Source organism: Paenarthrobacter sp. YJN-D (assembly GCF_015040335.1).
Taxonomy (GTDB): Bacteria; Actinomycetota; Actinomycetes; order Actinomycetales; family Micrococcaceae; genus Arthrobacter; species Arthrobacter nicotinovorans.
In genome coordinates this window covers 1,276,663-1,291,815 of record NZ_CP053549.1, presented here as the reverse complement: position 1 = coordinate 1,291,815, position 15,153 = coordinate 1,276,663, and the positions used below count along the sequence as shown (strand labels likewise).

16 protein-coding genes, 3 tRNA genes and 1 riboswitch are annotated in these 15,153 nt (G+C 63.3%); of the genes, 6 read left to right on the top strand and 13 right to left on the bottom strand.

Annotated features, from left to right (window positions below; all coding sequences use genetic code 11):
- Window positions 1–44: 44 nt before the first annotated feature.
- The 6 genes from HMI60_RS06155 to HMI60_RS06130 form a co-directional block, all read right to left on the bottom strand.
- Complete coding sequence (locus HMI60_RS06155; RefSeq protein WP_064723718.1) at window positions 45–656, bottom strand: hypothetical protein; 612 nt, start codon at window positions 654–656, stop codon at window positions 45–47.
- Window positions 653–1,300, bottom strand: coding sequence for a DUF6286 domain-containing protein (locus HMI60_RS06150; RefSeq protein WP_018779539.1), 648 nt, complete (start codon window positions 1,298–1,300; stop codon window positions 653–655). Before HMI60_RS06150 ends, HMI60_RS06155 begins: the two co-directional genes overlap by 4 nt.
- Entirely contained in the window at window positions 1,297–1,680 is a 384-nt protein-coding gene (locus tag HMI60_RS06145; protein WP_018779540.1) for a hypothetical protein, read from the bottom strand. Before HMI60_RS06145 ends, HMI60_RS06150 begins: the two co-directional genes overlap by 4 nt.
- Complete coding sequence (locus tag HMI60_RS06140) at window positions 1,677–1,868, bottom strand: DUF2273 domain-containing protein (RefSeq protein WP_018779541.1); 192 nt, start codon at window positions 1,866–1,868, stop codon at window positions 1,677–1,679. Before HMI60_RS06140 ends, HMI60_RS06145 begins: the two co-directional genes overlap by 4 nt.
- Window positions 1,865–2,311 (bottom strand): Asp23/Gls24 family envelope stress response protein, encoded by a 447-nt coding sequence (locus tag HMI60_RS06135; RefSeq protein ID WP_018779542.1) that lies wholly within the window; start codon window positions 2,309–2,311, stop codon window positions 1,865–1,867. The genes HMI60_RS06140 and HMI60_RS06135 overlap by 4 nt, the downstream gene beginning before the upstream one ends.
- A gap of 80 nt (window positions 2,312–2,391) precedes the next feature.
- Window positions 2,392–2,964: a hypothetical protein gene (locus tag HMI60_RS06130; RefSeq protein ID WP_193590756.1), complete on the bottom strand. Its 573-nt coding sequence runs from the start codon at window positions 2,962–2,964 to the stop codon at window positions 2,392–2,394.
- A 116-nt stretch (window positions 2,965–3,080) separates the two neighbouring features.
- Between HMI60_RS06130 and HMI60_RS21005 the strand changes: the two genes are divergently transcribed.
- The gene (locus HMI60_RS21005) at window positions 3,081–3,752 is read left to right on the top strand and encodes a DUF6318 family protein (RefSeq protein ID WP_227453666.1); all 672 of its coding nucleotides are present in this window, start codon (window positions 3,081–3,083) and stop codon (window positions 3,750–3,752) included.
- A 2-nt stretch (window positions 3,753–3,754) separates the two neighbouring features.
- Window positions 3,755–4,702, top strand: coding sequence for a hypothetical protein (locus HMI60_RS06120; protein ID WP_227453665.1), 948 nt, complete (start codon window positions 3,755–3,757; stop codon window positions 4,700–4,702).
- A 323-nt stretch (window positions 4,703–5,025) separates the two neighbouring features.
- Here the strand turns inward: HMI60_RS06120 and HMI60_RS06115 are convergent.
- The 3 genes from HMI60_RS06115 to HMI60_RS06105 all read right to left on the bottom strand — a co-directional run bounded on the left by HMI60_RS06115 (window position 5,026) and on the right by HMI60_RS06105 (window position 5,378).
- Window positions 5,026–5,101, bottom strand: a tRNA-Phe gene (locus HMI60_RS06115).
- Window positions 5,102–5,147: 46 nt separating this feature from the next.
- Window positions 5,148–5,221 (bottom strand) — tRNA-Asp (locus tag HMI60_RS06110).
- Window positions 5,222–5,305: 84 nt separating this feature from the next.
- Window positions 5,306–5,378 (bottom strand) — tRNA-Glu (locus tag HMI60_RS06105).
- Between the two features lie 316 nt (window positions 5,379–5,694).
- Here HMI60_RS06105 and HMI60_RS06100 point away from each other — a divergent pair.
- Entirely contained in the window at window positions 5,695–6,636 is a 942-nt protein-coding gene (locus tag HMI60_RS06100) for a DMT family transporter (RefSeq protein ID WP_039239386.1), read from the top strand.
- A gap of 8 nt (window positions 6,637–6,644) precedes the next feature.
- Here the strand turns inward: HMI60_RS06100 and HMI60_RS06095 are convergent, their stop codons facing one another.
- Window positions 6,645–7,568 (bottom strand): carbohydrate kinase, encoded by a 924-nt coding sequence (locus HMI60_RS06095; RefSeq protein ID WP_193590755.1) that lies wholly within the window; start codon window positions 7,566–7,568, stop codon window positions 6,645–6,647.
- Window positions 7,569–7,658: 90 nt separating this feature from the next.
- Between HMI60_RS06095 and HMI60_RS06090 the strand changes: the two genes are divergently transcribed.
- Both HMI60_RS06090 and HMI60_RS06085 read left to right on the top strand, forming a co-directional pair.
- Complete coding sequence (locus tag HMI60_RS06090; protein WP_193590754.1) at window positions 7,659–8,120, top strand: metallopeptidase family protein; 462 nt, start codon at window positions 7,659–7,661, stop codon at window positions 8,118–8,120.
- Window positions 8,121–8,130: 10 nt separating this feature from the next.
- Complete coding sequence (locus HMI60_RS06085) at window positions 8,131–9,051, top strand: cation diffusion facilitator family transporter (RefSeq protein ID WP_018780272.1); 921 nt, start codon at window positions 8,131–8,133, stop codon at window positions 9,049–9,051.
- 5 nt (window positions 9,052–9,056) lie between these two features.
- Here the strand turns inward: HMI60_RS06085 and HMI60_RS06080 are convergent, their stop codons facing one another.
- Window positions 9,057–11,774, bottom strand: coding sequence for a PEP/pyruvate-binding domain-containing protein (locus tag HMI60_RS06080; protein WP_227453664.1), 2,718 nt, complete (start codon window positions 11,772–11,774; stop codon window positions 9,057–9,059).
- A gap of 20 nt (window positions 11,775–11,794) precedes the next feature.
- Complete coding sequence (locus tag HMI60_RS06075) at window positions 11,795–12,832, bottom strand: universal stress protein (RefSeq protein WP_018780274.1); 1,038 nt, start codon at window positions 12,830–12,832, stop codon at window positions 11,795–11,797.
- A 417-nt stretch (window positions 12,833–13,249) separates the two neighbouring features.
- On the opposite strand from HMI60_RS06075, the gene HMI60_RS06070 reads away from it, so the two are divergent.
- Window positions 13,250–13,930, top strand: coding sequence for a hypothetical protein (locus tag HMI60_RS06070; RefSeq protein ID WP_018780276.1), 681 nt, complete (start codon window positions 13,250–13,252; stop codon window positions 13,928–13,930).
- Between the two features lie 104 nt (window positions 13,931–14,034).
- Here HMI60_RS06070 and HMI60_RS06065 read toward each other — a convergent pair whose 3' ends face one another.
- Window positions 14,035–14,826: an NlpC/P60 family protein gene (locus HMI60_RS06065; RefSeq protein WP_018780277.1), complete on the bottom strand. Its 792-nt coding sequence runs from the start codon at window positions 14,824–14,826 to the stop codon at window positions 14,035–14,037.
- A 3-nt stretch (window positions 14,827–14,829) separates the two neighbouring features.
- Window positions 14,830–15,021, bottom strand: a riboswitch (cyclic di-AMP (ydaO/yuaA leader).
- Window positions 15,022–15,153 lie beyond the last annotated feature (132 nt).

Genomic DNA, 15,153 nt, shown 5'->3' with positions numbered 1-15,153 from the left:
CCCCTCTGGCTTCAAACTATTTGCAGCAGCGGAATTCCGCAACGTCAGCGCACCCGTTCGGCTTTCGTGAATCTTGAGCGCGCCCCCGAAACCATGTGCACCAGCACCGGCGTCTTTTGTCCGATGACGAGGTCCAGTGCTTCGACCAGTTGTGAGACCTCCGCAGCCAGGAGGTGGGGTGCCACGCCCTGGCGCGGTTGGATGCGTATCCGCAGACCCGGTTGCCCCTTGAACTCATAGGTTGCCACTGACACCCCGGCAAGGTCGGTTCTTTCCGTCAACGCAGCCCTCAGTGCCTGTTCGGCGACGCCACCGCCAATCCTGACTTCGCCGTCGACATTGCTGTCATCATCACTGGCGACCAGGAGGTTGGCCCGTCCTTTGCCCTGCTGTGACAGCCACGCAATCATGGCGACGATGAGGGCCACCAGGATCACACCCGCCACAATCCACAGCCAGCTCTCTTCGCGTCCGGGAAACCGCGTCTGCCGGAAGGCATTCTCAGCTCCGGCCCAGACGCCGGCGGCCCATCCATGCCACCAGGCGGCCACTGCAGGGACAGTCGCCAGCAGCAGGAGCAGAAGACCCACCGCCAGGAGTTTGATCCCGATGATAAAGAGCAAGACGCGGTTGAGTGCCCGGGGTGTTCCGTTCACGCCCCAATCACCCCCGACGACGCCAGGTTGACCCGGACCGTGGGCATGGGAACCGGCGACATCTCTTCAAGTTCAGCCTGCACAGCCGCGAGCACGGCGTCGTGGCTAACGCGGCTCCCGGATGTTGGCCGCACATTGACCACCACTGTCTGTCTGGAAACCACCACCATCACCTGCTCCTGGGTAACGTTCGCTGCCATCCGGGCACGACGGGCAAGTGCGGAGGCCAGGACTTCGTCGTCAACCACGACGGCGGTCCGCGGGTCCCGGAGCAGATGGCGGGCCCGCCTGCCAGGCAGCACTGCGTGGAGCAGGAAGAACAGCCCCACCATGGCGACCACGGCACCGCTCGCTCCCAGCAGGAGGGGTGAAATGCCCTCAGGTAGGGCGATGATGCGTTCGGCAGCAGTGGTGGGATCAACCAGCCAAGGAGGCTGGCCGACCGCACGGACTCCGGCTTCCAGCAACGCGTATACGCAGAGAATGATGACGAGCACCGCAGCAATGACGGCGGCGCCGGCCCGTGATGAATGGGTCTCGCGACGGAGGATACGGCTCATCGCCGGGTCCTCCCCCGCCACCGGCGCAGCGTCGTTGTCCAGGCCCACGGCCATGAACTTCCCGGTTTCCTGGTCCTGTGTCATTGAACGCGGCCTCCCTCCCTGACCTGGGCCCCACTGATCCTGATATCCACCCTGCTCAGCTGGGAACCACTGAGCCGGGTCACCGTCTCGAGGACTCTGGATTTGGCAGCTACGGTGCGGTCCCAGATGGAGCCACCGAAACCCTGGACACGCCTGGGATCCCGGAGTACTTCCGTCAAAGCCGGAACGCTGATGGGTGCGACAATCGACAAAGCCAGCAGGCCGTCGTCGTCTGCCCAATCCGCGCGGATGTCGCTGGCCTCAACGCCGAGCGCCTCGGCGGCAGCGGCGCGGGCCAGGGAAGTCAAAGCCTGGGTACTGATCCGGTTATGGCCGGCCAGGCTGGTGGTGGTGTACTCCACAGCCTCAGCCACGCTCATGACGAAGAGCGCCGGCCCGTAATGGCGTCAAGGACACTTCTAAGATCCAGTTTCCCTTCGGCGGCCCGCCCCAACAGCGCTCCGATTCCCATGAAAAGCAGTGAGATGAGGAAACCCCACAGCCCGAACGAGAACGACATGAACGCCACGAAGGCTCCGATCGCGATTCCCACTACGGTCATGCTCACTGGAGTGCCTCCCTTTCCACCACGACGGTCTTGGCCCCGGGCTGTTTTGCCGGCGGCGCGATGAAAACGTCGGTAATCTCTATGTTCACTTCGATTACCTGAAGGCCAACCAGTTCTTCGACAGCGCGGTACACCGCCGCCCGGACCTGATTGGCGACGCCATGCAAAGGATGGCCGTAGAGGGCAACCAAGGTGATGTCCACTGCCACTTGGGTTTCGCCCACCTCGGCGCGGACGCCCGCTGCGTGGTCTGAACTGCCGACAGCGTCACGGATCGCGCCAAGAGCGCGGGAAGGACCTGAACCAAGAGAGTAGACACCGGGCACTGTGCGGGCGGCGATACCAGCCACCTTCGCCACCGCGGCCTCGGAGATGATGGTGCGTCCGGTACCGGGAATCTCGCCCCCAGGCACAGGATCCGGCTGCACGTTCTGGACTTCCATGGAGCACTCCCCTTCTCTTGAGTACCACCCTAGCGTCTAGCTACGACGCTTTGGAGACAAGGGGTGCGCGCGGCGGTGCCCTAGGAGCAGTTCTTCTCTGTCCACGTCTGGATGGGCTTCATGAGTTCCTCGAACTGGCCATCGCCGTACTTGCTGAAATCCGACCCCGCGGACTCAGTGAAGGCCCGCAGTTTCTCGAACGACGGCTTCAGCTCTTCCGGCACCTTGCCCTGCATTTTCGACAACTCATCCTTGGCCTTCTGGATGTCTTCAGCATTTCCGCCGGTCATGGCTGCCAGGGGGAGAATGGTGACGCTCAGCATGGTGGCGCTGACAGACAGGCAAGCCTCTGACATTGAGGTGAATTGGCCGTATACACCGTCGGTTCCTGCCGAGCCGTCCGGGCTGGGCGCGCTGGCGGAAGCGGAGCTTGAACCCACTTCCGCGGCGGGGGTTTCGGACGCCGCCGCGGGGGTGTCTTGAGCTGCCGGCGATGGTGAGGAGCAGGCGCTGAGCGTCAGCATTGCGACGAGACCGGCAGCTGCTGCCAGGCGGCCGGAAAAGGACAGGCGTGAACGTTCGATGGCGACCATGAATTCCCCCAAAAAGATGCGTGCGATGACAAGCTGGCAGGCCAAGAATACTTCGGCCATCGCCCCGAGGCCAGAGACGAGTTATCCACAAGGCCCGTTTCCAGACTGGGAGGCGACTGGAAACCCTGCCTAGACTGGCCGACACATCACCTGAAACAGCTGCTGGGGAGCTCGCCATGCCACGCCTTACGTATGCCGCTTTGTTGCCTCTCCGTGCGCGACCGGCGGCAATCGTCGTTGTTGCAGCGGTGCTTCTCAGCGGCTGCCAGGGCGGGTCACCCACTGCGGGCAACTCGGAAACACACACGACGACGGCGTCGCCCACCTCAAGTGTTTCGTCGCCTGTTGCTTCGGCTGCTCCGCCTTCGTCAGGTGCATACAAGCCGGCGGATGCTAGCGGGAAGGCGCAGAACGTGCCGGTGCCTGTGATGCCCGAGTTGGCGAAGGAGAACTCCAAGGCGGGGCTGGAGGCGTTTATTGGGTACTGGTACGCGACGTACTCTTATGCGATTGAAACTGGGGACCTTACGGCGTGGTCAAAGGTCACCGACACGACACTCCCTGTGGCCATCGCCCACAGGGACTCAGTGAAACTGAATTACGTTGAGGGCAGATGGATGGCTGGAGGCCGGCTTACGGTCCCAGTTGTTGAAGTCTCGTGGAACAGCGGATCAGATCAGATCCACTCGTCCAGGGTGCAAGTGCTGCAAGAACCAATCCGGTATTACGATGCTGGCGGCACCAAGGGACAAGAGGATTCAGCCGCGACCAACACAGCCGATGCCGTCTTCGCAAAGTACGTTGCCGGCTCCTGGCAGGTCACCGACTATGGATCGATAGTCGGTTAAACATGGGCCGCTTCACGTCTTATGGCGCCATTCTGCTTCTTCTCATCCTTCAAGTCCTGCTCGTCTCCCGGGTGGCAGCAGCCGCAGACGAACCACGCGTCACCGCCGATCGACACGAACGGCAAATAGAAGTCGGGGCCACATTTATCTTCAACCCCGAGACCGGCATATCTGAGCCGAGCCCTGGCGCGTCCCCGGCCGCCGAGGACCCCAACCAGTACATGGCCGATACCCACTGCCGTGCCGACGGACCCGACACCAAAGACCCCGGCTGCGACGCCCTCGACTGCCCCGCCACCACACCCGGTGGCCCAGAAGGCACCCCCGTCATCTGGAAAGAAGCCCCCAAAGCCATCACCAACCCCGGCTGGACCAACTGGATCCCCATCACCGGCCCCACCTGCCTCTACGACCCCCAACCCGCAAACGTCCTCGCTGACATCGCCGCCCGCATCCTCAACGACTTCCGCCAACTCCCCATCAACCCAGGAAACCTCCAAGCCCAACCCTTCCCCCACACCCTCAAAGGCGGACCCACCAACTTCTACACCACCGCCACCGAACAAACCTTCGACGTCACCATCCTCGGCCAAGCCATCCACCTCACCGCTACCCCGGCCAACCACACCTACACCTTCGGAGACGGCACCACCCTGGGCCCCCCCCCCCCCCCCGGCTACCCCATCCCCCAAACCGAATGGCTCACCACCGAAACCCGCACCAGCCACAGCTACACCCAAACCGGCAACTACCCCGCCACCATCACCACCACCTTCACCGGCACCTACTCCGTCAACAACGGCCCACCACTACCCATCAACGGAACCCTGGACCTGACCACACCAGCCACAACCATCCACGTCTGGAAAACACAAAGAGCACTCGTCGCCGACACCTGCCAACAAAACCCCAACTCCTGGGGCTGCCCCACCACCGAACCAACGCACTAAGGCCTCGGAACAGTAGCTTCCTGACCCGTTTTGAACCCGAAACAGCTCGAAACCGCGGGAAAAGCGCACTCAACGGCCTCAAACAAGGTCACAAAGCCACACCACCCAGGTGCCGACGTCGAATCTTGCGGAAACCCCTGTACCCCCACCATCCAATTTGAGGGCGGACAGCCCGGCAACACATCCAACACGGTGTATTGGATCCCTCACAGTGTCAAAGTGGGTGGCGGCGGTACGCGGGGACGAAGAAGCCGCGTCTTCAACGGAGATCCTGGGCCTTAAAAGAAGAAAAGCACCAGTTCCAAAGAACTGATGCTTCCCAGTGGTGGCTCCGACCGGCGTCGATCCGGTGACCTTTCGATTTTCAGTCGAACGCTCTACCAACTGAGCTACAGAGCCTAGGTGACATGTCACCTTGAGAACCGAATTTCTTCGGCGCTCAGAGCGACCCTGACGGGACTTGAACCCGCGACCTCCGCCGTGACAGGGCGGCGCGCTAACCAACTGCGCTACAGGGCCTTGCGTTTGCAGTATCTCTACCGCGTTTTTTTCAAGGCTTCTAGCTTACCAGACTTTTTCAGTCCGATTTACCACTTCCTTGCGTACCCCCAACGGGATTCGAACCCGTGCCGCCGCCGTGAAAGGGCGGTGTCCTAGGCCGCTAGACGATGGGGGCCTGAACTCAATTCGGATTTTGCAAAGAAAAGGGACGCTTTACGCGTTCTTTCCGTGTCTCGCTCGTCCGAACTGGACTCTAAAACTTTAGAGCATAGATGCCGATATTCCCAAATCGAGGTTGGAGGGGCATTACGGGCCCCCGCTTGCGAACGCGCCGAGGGGTTGGATCCCACCCCTTTGGAGGCTTCCTAAGAGTCGAAAGGTAACCCCTCGCGAGACCCGAGAAGGGAAGCCCGCGAACATTGGCAGGATCTTGCCCTGACGCGTCCGAAAACCGCCAGCCGTCCCGGCCGATGCCCCGATAGATTTGGCACATGACAACCACTTCCCCGGCCGAACCCGGCCAGCCATCCCCGAGCCTCCCCCCGCGCACCACCCCCGCGCCGGGAGCGGCCATCAGCAAACTGGGCATCGCTGCGGTCATCGTTACCGTTGTCCTGTGGGCATCCGCATTCGTGGGCATCCGGGCGGTCGGCCCCAGCTTCTCCCCCGGGTCGTTGACGCTCGGGCGTTTGGCGGTTGCCGCCGTCGTTCTTGGCATTGTGGTGCTGCCGACGCTGAAGGTCTGGCCGAAAGGCCGGGAGTGGCTTCCGATCGTGGCCTACGGCGTGATGTGGTTCGGCGGCTACAACGTCGCCCTGAACGCCGCGGAACACATGCTCGACGCCGGCACCAGCGCCATGCTGATCAACGTCTCGCCCATCCTCATCGCCATCCTGGCGGGAATCTTCCTCAAGGAGGGCTTCCCGCGGTGGCTGCTGATCGGCAGCGGGGTGGCTTTCTGCGGTGTGGCGATGATCGCCTTGGGTTCGGGGCAACGTTCGACGGCGGATGTCGCCGGAGTGCTGTTGTGCCTCCTCGCTGCTGTGCTCGCCTCAGTGAGCGCAATCCTGCAAAAGCCCGTGCTCCGGAAATTCTCAGCAGGCCAGGCAACGTGGTTCGGCATCATGGTCGGAGCGCTTTGCTGCCTGCCGTGGGCAGGTCAGTTGGTGACCGAAGTCCAGGCAGCGCCTCTTCCGGCCACGCTCGGCCTGGTGTACTTGGGCATCTTCCCCACCGCCATCGCCTTCACCACGTGGGCGTACGCCCTCTCGCTGATCTCGGCCGGCAAACTCGCTGCCACGACATACCTGGTGCCGGGAACAACGATCCTGATCTCCTGGGCCGTCCTTCAGGAAGTACCAACCATCTGGGGCCTGATCGGTGGAGTGGTGTGCCTGGTGGGCGTTGGGCTCACGCGGCGTCGGACCAGCTGAACCTGCCGCTAGCGGGCCATCTCTGCCAGGAGTTCACGGTGCGTGGGCGGGTTGGCCCCCGGACGCCCGACAGTGATGGCGGCTGCCATCGACGCGATGCTGCCGATCCGCTCCAGCACGGTTGGCGCCAGCCCGTCGCTGCCACGCAACAAAAGGCCCATGATGAGCGCCGACATGTAGGAATCGCCCGCGCCAATGGTGTCCGCCACGGTGGACGGCACGGCGCGGACCCGGAGCTGAAAGTGGCGCGTGGCCATCAACGAGCCCTTCGCACCCTCAGTCATGACCGAGAGGGTGGTACCCAGCGTCAGAAGATGGCTCGCGATATCCTCCAGTGCCTTGCCCGGGTAGAGCCAGTGGGCGTCCGAGGCACTCATCCTCACGACATCCGTCAGCGGCACAATTTCCTCAAAGAGGGCAAGTGCTTCGTGATGGCTGCCCAGGAGATCGGTGCGGATGTTGGGATCGTAGGTGACCATGCAGCCTCCCTGCGCCTGCTCCAACAAGCTCCGGACCACTCCGGCGCCGGGCTCAAGGAACGTAGCAATGGAACCGGTGTGCAGGATGCGCGGCGCATACGGCAGTGCCAAAGGGGCCAGCGCCCACTCAATGTCGAAGGTGTAAGCGGCCGAACCGTCGGCAGCGATCCTGGCTGTCGCCGTCGCGGTCTTTCCCATGGACTGGGACCCGGGCAACAGCACCACTCCCGCGCTCTGGAGGTGCGCTGCGATGGCGTCGCCCCGGGGATCCCGGCCGATCGCCGTCAAAAGACCGGCTTTCACGTCCAGCCGGCCCAACCCGTAAGCAACATTGGTCGGCGAACCGCCGGGGTATTCGGCCTGGCCGTCGGGCGACTGCACGATGTCGATCAGCGCCTCGCCCACAACGACGACGTCGAGGGGTTCAGACATGGGGGAAGCGGTGGAAGTCATGCGGTTCCTGTGTCTATCGGAAAGGGACTGAGATCAGTATCCCTCATGACATGGGGCGCCAATACAGCCGTGGCGGACTAAAGTCGAGTCATGCCCGCGAATCTTCCTCCCGGACTTCCCATCGTTCCCGACGGCGAGCGTCCCTCTTCGCCGCTGCCGGAGCGGAACGCGCCGCACAGGCCGCCCTTCCAAATGTCACCCGAGGAGTTTGAAGAAGCCGTCAGCGACGCCCTGCAGCTGATTCCGGCCAAAGCCGCCCGTGCCATGGACAACGTGGCAATTTTCATTGAGGACGACTACACCCCGCAGCCGGGGGAAAACCCGGACACAGTGTTGTTGGGACTGTACGAGGGCGTGCCGCTGACGGAACGGGATTCCTGGTGGGATGCGGGCTCCCTGCCGGACCGCATCACAATCTTCCGCCAGCCCATCCTGGATATCTGCGGCAGCCGCCAGGAAGTCATCGATGAGGTTGCCATCACCGTGGTCCACGAGATCGCACACCACTTCGGGATAGATGACGATCGCTTGCACGAGCTCGGCTGGGGCTAGCCTTGTATGCATGGGGCATGATCACAACCACTCGCACGGCGTTACCGCAACCGGAAAGCACCGCAAACGCCTGATCGCCGTCCTGGGCATCACCTTGGGCGTCGTGGGCATCCAAGTGGTCGGTGCCGTCGTTTCCGGTTCCCTGGCGCTGCTGGCGGATGCCGGGCACATGCTCTCCGACGCTGCAGGTGTCTTCATTGCGCTCATGGCCGCATGGATCGCCACCCGCCCGGCCAGCGATCTGCGGACCTACGGATACCAGCGCGCAGAGGTTTTGGCTGCCTTGGCCAACGCTCTGATCCTCATTGTGATCGCCGTAGTGATCATGATCGAAGCGATCCGTCGGTTCGGCGAAGCCACCGAAATCCAGACCGGCGTAATGCTGTGGGCTGCAGTCCTGGGCGCCGTCGCCAACCTGGTTTCCCTCCTCATCCTGCAGGGAGCGCAAAAGGAAAGCCTCAACGTCCGCGGCGCCTACCTTGAGGTGCTGGGCGACCTCCTGGGCTCCATCGCGGTCATCGTGGCAGCAATCGTGATCATGACCACCGGGTTCTCGGCTGCCGACCCCATCGCCTCGGTCCTCATCGCCCTGATGATTATTCCCCGTGCATGGCATCTGCTCCGCGACGTGGTGGACGTACTTCTTGAAGCCACCCCCAAGGGCGTGGACGTGAACATGATCCGCGAGCACATCATGGCCGTGGACGGTGTAGTGGAAGCACACGACATCCACATCTGGACCATCACTTCCGGCGTACCGGTGTTCTCCGCCCACGTGGTGGTGCAGGACGAGGTGCTCAATGCCACTGGCGCGGACAGCATCCTGGACCAGCTGGGCTCCTGCCTTGGCCGGCACTTCGACACCGAGCACTGCACGTTCCAATTGGAGCCCGTCAGCCATTCCGAGCACGAATCGCACCAGCACGCCTGAAAAGCTCAGCCGTCCGGGTCTTCCGTACTGACTGTCCCCGCTGCACCGTCCACGGTGATGCGCTGGCCCGTACGTAGCCGGATGGTTGCGTCCGGGACGCCGACGACCGCAGGGATCCCGTACTCGCGTGCCACCACGGCGCCGTGCGAGTTTGGCCCGCCCATCTCCATGACCAGGCCTCCCGCTGTGAGGAACAGCGGAGTCCACCCGGGATCCGTGGACGGAGCCACGAGGATCTCACCCGGCTCCAGATGTGCCCCGACCGGGTCCATGATGACGCGCGCAGGCGCGCTCACCAGACCCGTCGACGCCGGGCTGCCGGACAATGTTCCCGGGCGCGGATCGGCGTCGCCCGCAGCCGTCGCTTCCGGCTCCGTGCCGTCGGAGAGCAGCACCCGGGGAATGTGCCTGCGCCGGAGTTCGTGTTCGTAGGCCGCCCTGTGTTGTGCAATTACCTCGCGGAAATCCTGCCCCGCAAGCGCATTTTCCACCCCGTCCAGATCCAGGAAGAAGATGTCCTCCGGGCGCTCGATCCGATGTGATGCTGCCAGTTCGCTTCCCACCAAAAGCAGTTGTTGCCGGGCCACGGCGAGGCCCAGCACGAGGTTGTATTTGGGCAACTCGCGCAGACCAGCGAACCTGCGCGTTCGGTCCAGCGCTGCGCGGACCACCACTGCGTGGAGCGGACTGATGGCCCGGGCCCGGGCGATGAACTTCGTCACCTGTTCTTCGGCCTCTTCAGCTGCCCTGCGGAACTGCTCGTCGGGAGCCCCCGCACCGGGCTGCAGTCTCAGGTAATTGGCCAGGACGCCAAGAATGTGGGTGGGATCGTCTCCCCACCGGGGCATGCCAAGGTCGATTTCAGCCACGGCCCGGTGCCCGTAGGCGCGCAGGAACCCATCGAGGCCGGATTGGGCAATGGCAGGCAACCCCTCGTCCCTGTACCGTTCCAGCAGCGCTTCCGCCGTTTGGCCAGCCATGGAGGCAGCGGCGTCGTCATCTTCCCTGATCTGCGAGGCGAGCTGCCACAGGGCCAGGTCCATTTCAGTGGTGACGTTGTTGGGCAGCCCGCGGATCACGGTCTGCAGTTCAGCGTAGGATGCTTGGTCGCCGAGTATCCGGCCTACGAGCGCCAGCAGGGCAAAGCCGAGCGCCGGCAACGGCAGGATTTGCGGGACGGTGGCGAAGAGCTCCGAACCCAGGATTCTTTGCATGTGGGTTACCCGTTGATGGGCGGTGGCTTCCCCGGGGACGGCTATGGCTTTGCGGAGTTCAGAACTGTGGCGCTCTACCCGTTCCAAGGCCGCCTCCGGACGGAACAGACCCCGGAGCAACGACTCGGGGACGCGGTATTTTGCAGCAACTGGAGCCACGTGGCGGATGAGTTTCAGCGGCGTTTTGATGGTCACCGAAAAGCGGGGGTCATCGAACAAACTCCGCATCAGCATGGCGGACCGGGCTTCCATGACATCGAAGACCCGGGGCACGATCTTCCGCCCGATCCGGCTCCGCAATACCGGGGTGAGATCAAAGAAGATGCGCTGGCCGGCCTCGTAATAGGGCGACGGTCCTGACCGGGGATCCGGGACGGCAAAGCCCGCCGTTTTGGCAACACAGGAGGCTATGAGGCGGATCCCGGCCAAACCCATGGGCGTCAGCGGCCGTGTGAGGCCCTGCGCGAGGCTGAAATTCAGAAAGGCGTGGATGCCAGGGACCTGTGGGGTGCGGGTGGTTTGCGGGTAAAGGGTGGTGATGGGCCTGGCCTGGGTCAGCCACAGTTTTCCGTTGGGATCCATGGCCCACTCGGTGTCCTGTGGAGCTCCATAGTGTCTCTCCACCAAGCGGCCAAGTTCGGCCAGCTCCTTGATCTGCCGGTCACTAAGACACGGTTGAACAGCTGCATCCCGGGCGCCTTCCGGGTCCCCCGGACTTTCGTTGCGCGACCGTTGGGTCCGTTGCGTGCCGCCGCCCGGCACGGCATGGATCTCCACCCGCCGGTCCCCCAGGGTGCGTTTCACAATTGCACCGCCGGCCATATCAACAACGTACTGATCCGGATTCACGGCGCCGGACACCACGGCCTCCCCCAGACCGGGGCTCGCGTCGATCACTGTCTCGTGCCTCTTGCCCGTCACGGGATTGGCCGTGAACATAACACCGGCAGCCGTCGAATCGACCATCTCCTGGACAACGACAGCCAGGGCGGCACCAGCATGCTCAATGCCGTTGGTAGCCCGGTAAGTCACCGCCCTGTCAGTCCATAAGGAAGCCCAGCAGCGGCTCACGGCATCCAGGACAGAGTCCGCGCCCACCACGTTCAGGAAAGTGTCCTGTTGGCCGGCGAAACTCGCGAAGGGAAGGTCTTCGGCTGTTGCCGAAGACCTGACAGCGACGGGGACGTTGCTGCCCAGAGCTTCGTAGGCGGACCGCACTGCTTCAGCGATGTCGGCCGGGACCCCGGCGTCGAGGACCAGGGAACGGGCCCGCCCGGCCAACCGGTTCAGCCCTGTAAGGTCAACCGTGCTTGTCGATTCCAGGGCCGCACAAATGTCATCCAGGCCGCTCGATGACAGCGCACGCCGATAAGCATCCGTGGTCAGGCAAAAGCCTGGCGGCACGGGTAGGCCGGCGCCTGCAAGCTCGCCGAGGTTCGCTGCTTTGCCACCCACCTCGGGAAGCATGGGTCCACGAATATCCGTGAGCTGCAGCGTGAACACCGGCATCCCTTTTCCTGCGCCTTTTCCTACACCGCGCCGAGCATCGGACCAAACTTGTCGCGGTCTGCCAGACGGGGATCCTCGCGGTCCGGAACAACCAACACGGGTCCTTTCGCATGGTGCAGGACGCCATCCGATGTGGATCCCAACAGCATGCCCGCAAACCCACCGCGGCCACGGGTGCCCAAAACCACCAATTCCACGCTGCGGCTGGTTTCCACCAGAACGTCAACAGGCGAGCCGTCCCTGAGGTCCGTCTCGATGGTCAGTTGCGGGAAATGGCTCTGCAGCCAGGCAACCCCCGCGTCCAGCTGAACCTTGATATCGGCAAACAAGGCGTCCCGGTCCAAGGGAGCGGGGACCCAGGCCAGGGAACCGCTGTACTGCGGGACGGCGCAAATGACGCGGAGCTTGGCTCCCATGCGTTGGGCCTGCTCAGCTGCTTCGAGCACAGCGACCCGCGCCTGCTCCGAGCCGTCCACGCCCACTGCAACCACGTTTTCCACGATGCGGGGGCCGGCCTTGGCGTGCTCGGCCTTGATGTGTTTGTCCTCGGTATTCTCGCCGAGGCGGTCAGCACAATAGAGCGGGACAGTTACTGTGGGGCACTTGGCATGGGCGGGCAAGGCGCTGCTGACTGAGCCCAGCAGACGACCTACGAAACCGCCGCGGCCACGGCTTCCGAAAACCAGCAGCGCTGCCTCTGCGGAAAGATCCAGCAGCACGCCTGCTGCGTCACCGTTTTCGACGGAAGCATCAACGTCGATGGAGTATCGGGCGACCTTGTCCATGGCCTGCTTGACAATGGCTTCCGCGCCCTCGCGAATGACCGAATCGTCCACGGTGGCGTATCCGCCGTCGAGTCCTGAGGCGGCGAAAATAGGAACCGAGTACGCCGTGACGATGTGCAGCGGAAGCTGCCTGCGTTCGGCCTCACGTGCTGCCCACACCAGGGCGCACTGCCCGTGTTCCGAGCCGTCCACTCCCACGACGATGCCGCCCGGTGCCACTGTCAGGCCCTCGCCGTCCTGTGGCTCTTCACTGTGTCTGCCGTGCTGGTCCATTTGGGGCCCGCCTCTCCACCTACTGCTTGATGTTCCGGCCATTCTGCCAGAGGTTTTCCGCATCGGATTCCTCGAGGGCTCGATTGTCAATGGCCAGGGGCAGGGAAATCCGGAATTTCCCTGTCCAATGCCCACTATTCTCGGTCGGCAGGGCCGAATCAAGGTGGCTCGGCTGTATGTGTATAACGGTCGGGGCTCGGTTTCCTGACCCCGTTTTTGTGCTGCTGATGAACACACGGAACACGCTGTCAGGGAAGGCTATCCATGCGCGAAAAAGTTCGGTAGTGTTCGAGTCACCGAATGGCCGGCGAACGTGTCCTACAGCACACTCCGGCCATTTATTTGCGGCCGCTTGGGGAACTCGGACGCGATCCCACGCGATGCCGCAAGGCACACACGTCAAGGAGGAACCAAGCAGTGTCACACGCGCCTGATTCCGGCACGGAACGCACCACCACCGTGGTCATAGGAACCGGCTTGTCCGGCCTGGCAGTTGCCAGTGAACTCAGCCGCTACGGCGTGGGCTCCATAGTGGTGGATGGTTTCGGTGCCCTGTCAGCCACCGGCCCGGCGGTCCACACAGGCATGCTTCAACGCTGCGAGGTCACCGATCCCGCGTCCATCCAGGAACGTAACGAAATCCTCCGCCACTTACGCAATTACGCGGCCAGCCACCATCTGGACGTACGCAGCACCACCAGAGCCGTCCGCCTGGATTTCCTGGGCGCGGACCCAACCCAGCACATCGGGTACGGTCTCGCCGCGAGCATGACCCGGAGCGGTCTCCATGCCTCTGGCCCCCTCGAATCCGCCCCGCGCCAGTGGGCAGTCCACACCGCCAACGGGATTCTCCTGGCAGACCATATTGTGGTCACACGCTGCGCCCAGAGCCAGCTGCGCCGCATGCTGGCCGAACTTGGAATCGCCGTCGGGCAGAACCTGGTCTCCGCGATGCGGGCAGTGGGAATGCACCTGGTGGGCGTGGGCGAGCTCATTACGCCCAGCCCCAAGGAAGTCCTGCGGCAAGCCAAGGCAGTGGGCCAGGCAATCTCCACCAAAGTGGCGCTCCCTGGCGGCCCGGGCATCGCCATCGCCTAGCCGGCATCATTCACGGCAGCCGCAACACGAATTTTAAACGCCAAAGGCCGGTGTCCTCGAAGATGATCTTCGGAGACACCGGCCTTTGCGTTGAAGCGTGAGGCTTATGCGCCAGCGCGTACGTACGTGATGGGACCAGTAGCGGTCAACCAGCTGATCGGGTGGATGCCCGTCTGGTTGCCGTTGATTCCACCGCTGATTGCCTGGCCGTTGCCGATGTAGATGGCGACGTGGCCGGACTGGACGATCATGTCGCCCGGCTGCGGGTCGCTGACAACCTTGCCGTAGTTCATGAACTGCATGGGAGCGAGGTCGCCAACCGGAATGCCGGCGGAACCGAGGGCCCGCTCAACCATGGCGGTGCAGTCCTGCATGATGCCGATCTGGGCGTAAGCCGAGGCAACCATGGCAGCGTTGACGCCACCGGCAGCGGGAGCAGCAGCTACAGGAGCAGCAGCAGGTGCAACAGCGGCCGGAGCTGCAACTGCAGCCTGGGCAGCTACGGGAGCCGCCGCTGCAGCAGCGGTAACGGCAGCCGGCTTGGCAGCGGGGGCTTCAACTACAGGAGCCGGCTTTTCGATGACCGGAGCTGCAACGGAAGCAACAGCCGGACGCTCGAAGTTGACGGTAGCCGTAGAAAGAGCGGTAACAACCTTGGTGGGGGCCTCGGAAGCGGTCTCGGCGACCGTGGCGGGGCTGGCATCGCGCTGGACCGGAGCCTCTGCAGCGTGTGCAGCGACAGAGCCGGTCAGAACGAGTCCGGAAGCTGCTGCGATAACAGCTGCCTGGCGGCCAGCGCCGGAAGCGTTGCTGGCAACTGCCTTGGAGATGGAGATGAACGGATTAGGACGTACGCTGTCCGCCTTACGACGGCCGCGAAGAATGCGTGAAGACATGAAAGAGCCTCTCCCGATGCCTGCGAGGTTAGCTGTCGGATTCGGATGGGAGTCACCCGGCCACTATCCCCCGCTGTTCAGCGGAAGCTTCGTGACTTCACCCCAAGGCACGCTCGAAAGCGGCCCAAAATGGGTTCCCCGTCTCTGCCGTAGGTTTGTCTGCGAACGGATTCCGGACTGCGGCAGAGCTAGGCAATCAGGCCGGAAGTGCCCGCTACGTGGAACAGGCACAGGTACTACCGTACGCGATGATCCCGTCGAAGTCACATTTAAGTAACGAGGACTGCGGCTTTGGCGTGTCGCGGTAACCGAACCGAGATATTCGCA

Excerpts from the sequence above, each read along its gene's own strand:
- HMI60_RS06150 (WP_018779539.1), bottom strand. The coding sequence starts at position 1,300 with ATGACACAGGACCAGGAAACCGGGAAGTTCATGGCCGTGGGCCTGGAC.
- HMI60_RS06065 (WP_018780277.1), bottom strand. The coding sequence starts at position 14,826 with ATGTCTTCACGCATTCTTCGCGGCCGTCGTAAGGCGGACAGCGTACGT.
- HMI60_RS06090 (WP_193590754.1), top strand. The coding sequence starts at position 7,659 with ATGCCCGCGAATCTTCCTCCCGGACTTCCCATCGTTCCCGACGGCGAG.
- HMI60_RS06085 (WP_018780272.1), top strand. The coding sequence starts at position 8,131 with ATGGGGCATGATCACAACCACTCGCACGGCGTTACCGCAACCGGAAAG.
- HMI60_RS06130 (WP_193590756.1), bottom strand. The coding sequence starts at position 2,964 with ATGGCCGAAGTATTCTTGGCCTGCCAGCTTGTCATCGCACGCATCTTT.
- HMI60_RS06095 (WP_193590755.1), bottom strand. The coding sequence starts at position 7,568 with ATGACTTCCACCGCTTCCCCCATGTCTGAACCCCTCGACGTCGTCGTT.
- HMI60_RS21005 (WP_227453666.1), top strand. The coding sequence starts at position 3,081 with ATGCCACGCCTTACGTATGCCGCTTTGTTGCCTCTCCGTGCGCGACCG.
- HMI60_RS06075 (WP_018780274.1), bottom strand. The coding sequence starts at position 12,832 with ATGGACCAGCACGGCAGACACAGTGAAGAGCCACAGGACGGCGAGGGC.
- HMI60_RS06145 (WP_018779540.1), bottom strand. The coding sequence starts at position 1,680 with ATGAGCGTGGCTGAGGCTGTGGAGTACACCACCACCAGCCTGGCCGGC.
- HMI60_RS06100 (WP_039239386.1), top strand. The coding sequence starts at position 5,695 with ATGACAACCACTTCCCCGGCCGAACCCGGCCAGCCATCCCCGAGCCTC.
- HMI60_RS06135 (WP_018779542.1), bottom strand. The coding sequence starts at position 2,311 with ATGGAAGTCCAGAACGTGCAGCCGGATCCTGTGCCTGGGGGCGAGATT.
- HMI60_RS06080 (WP_227453664.1), bottom strand. The coding sequence starts at position 11,774 with ATGCCGGTGTTCACGCTGCAGCTCACGGATATTCGTGGACCCATGCTT.
- HMI60_RS06120 (WP_227453665.1), top strand. The coding sequence starts at position 3,755 with ATGGGCCGCTTCACGTCTTATGGCGCCATTCTGCTTCTTCTCATCCTT.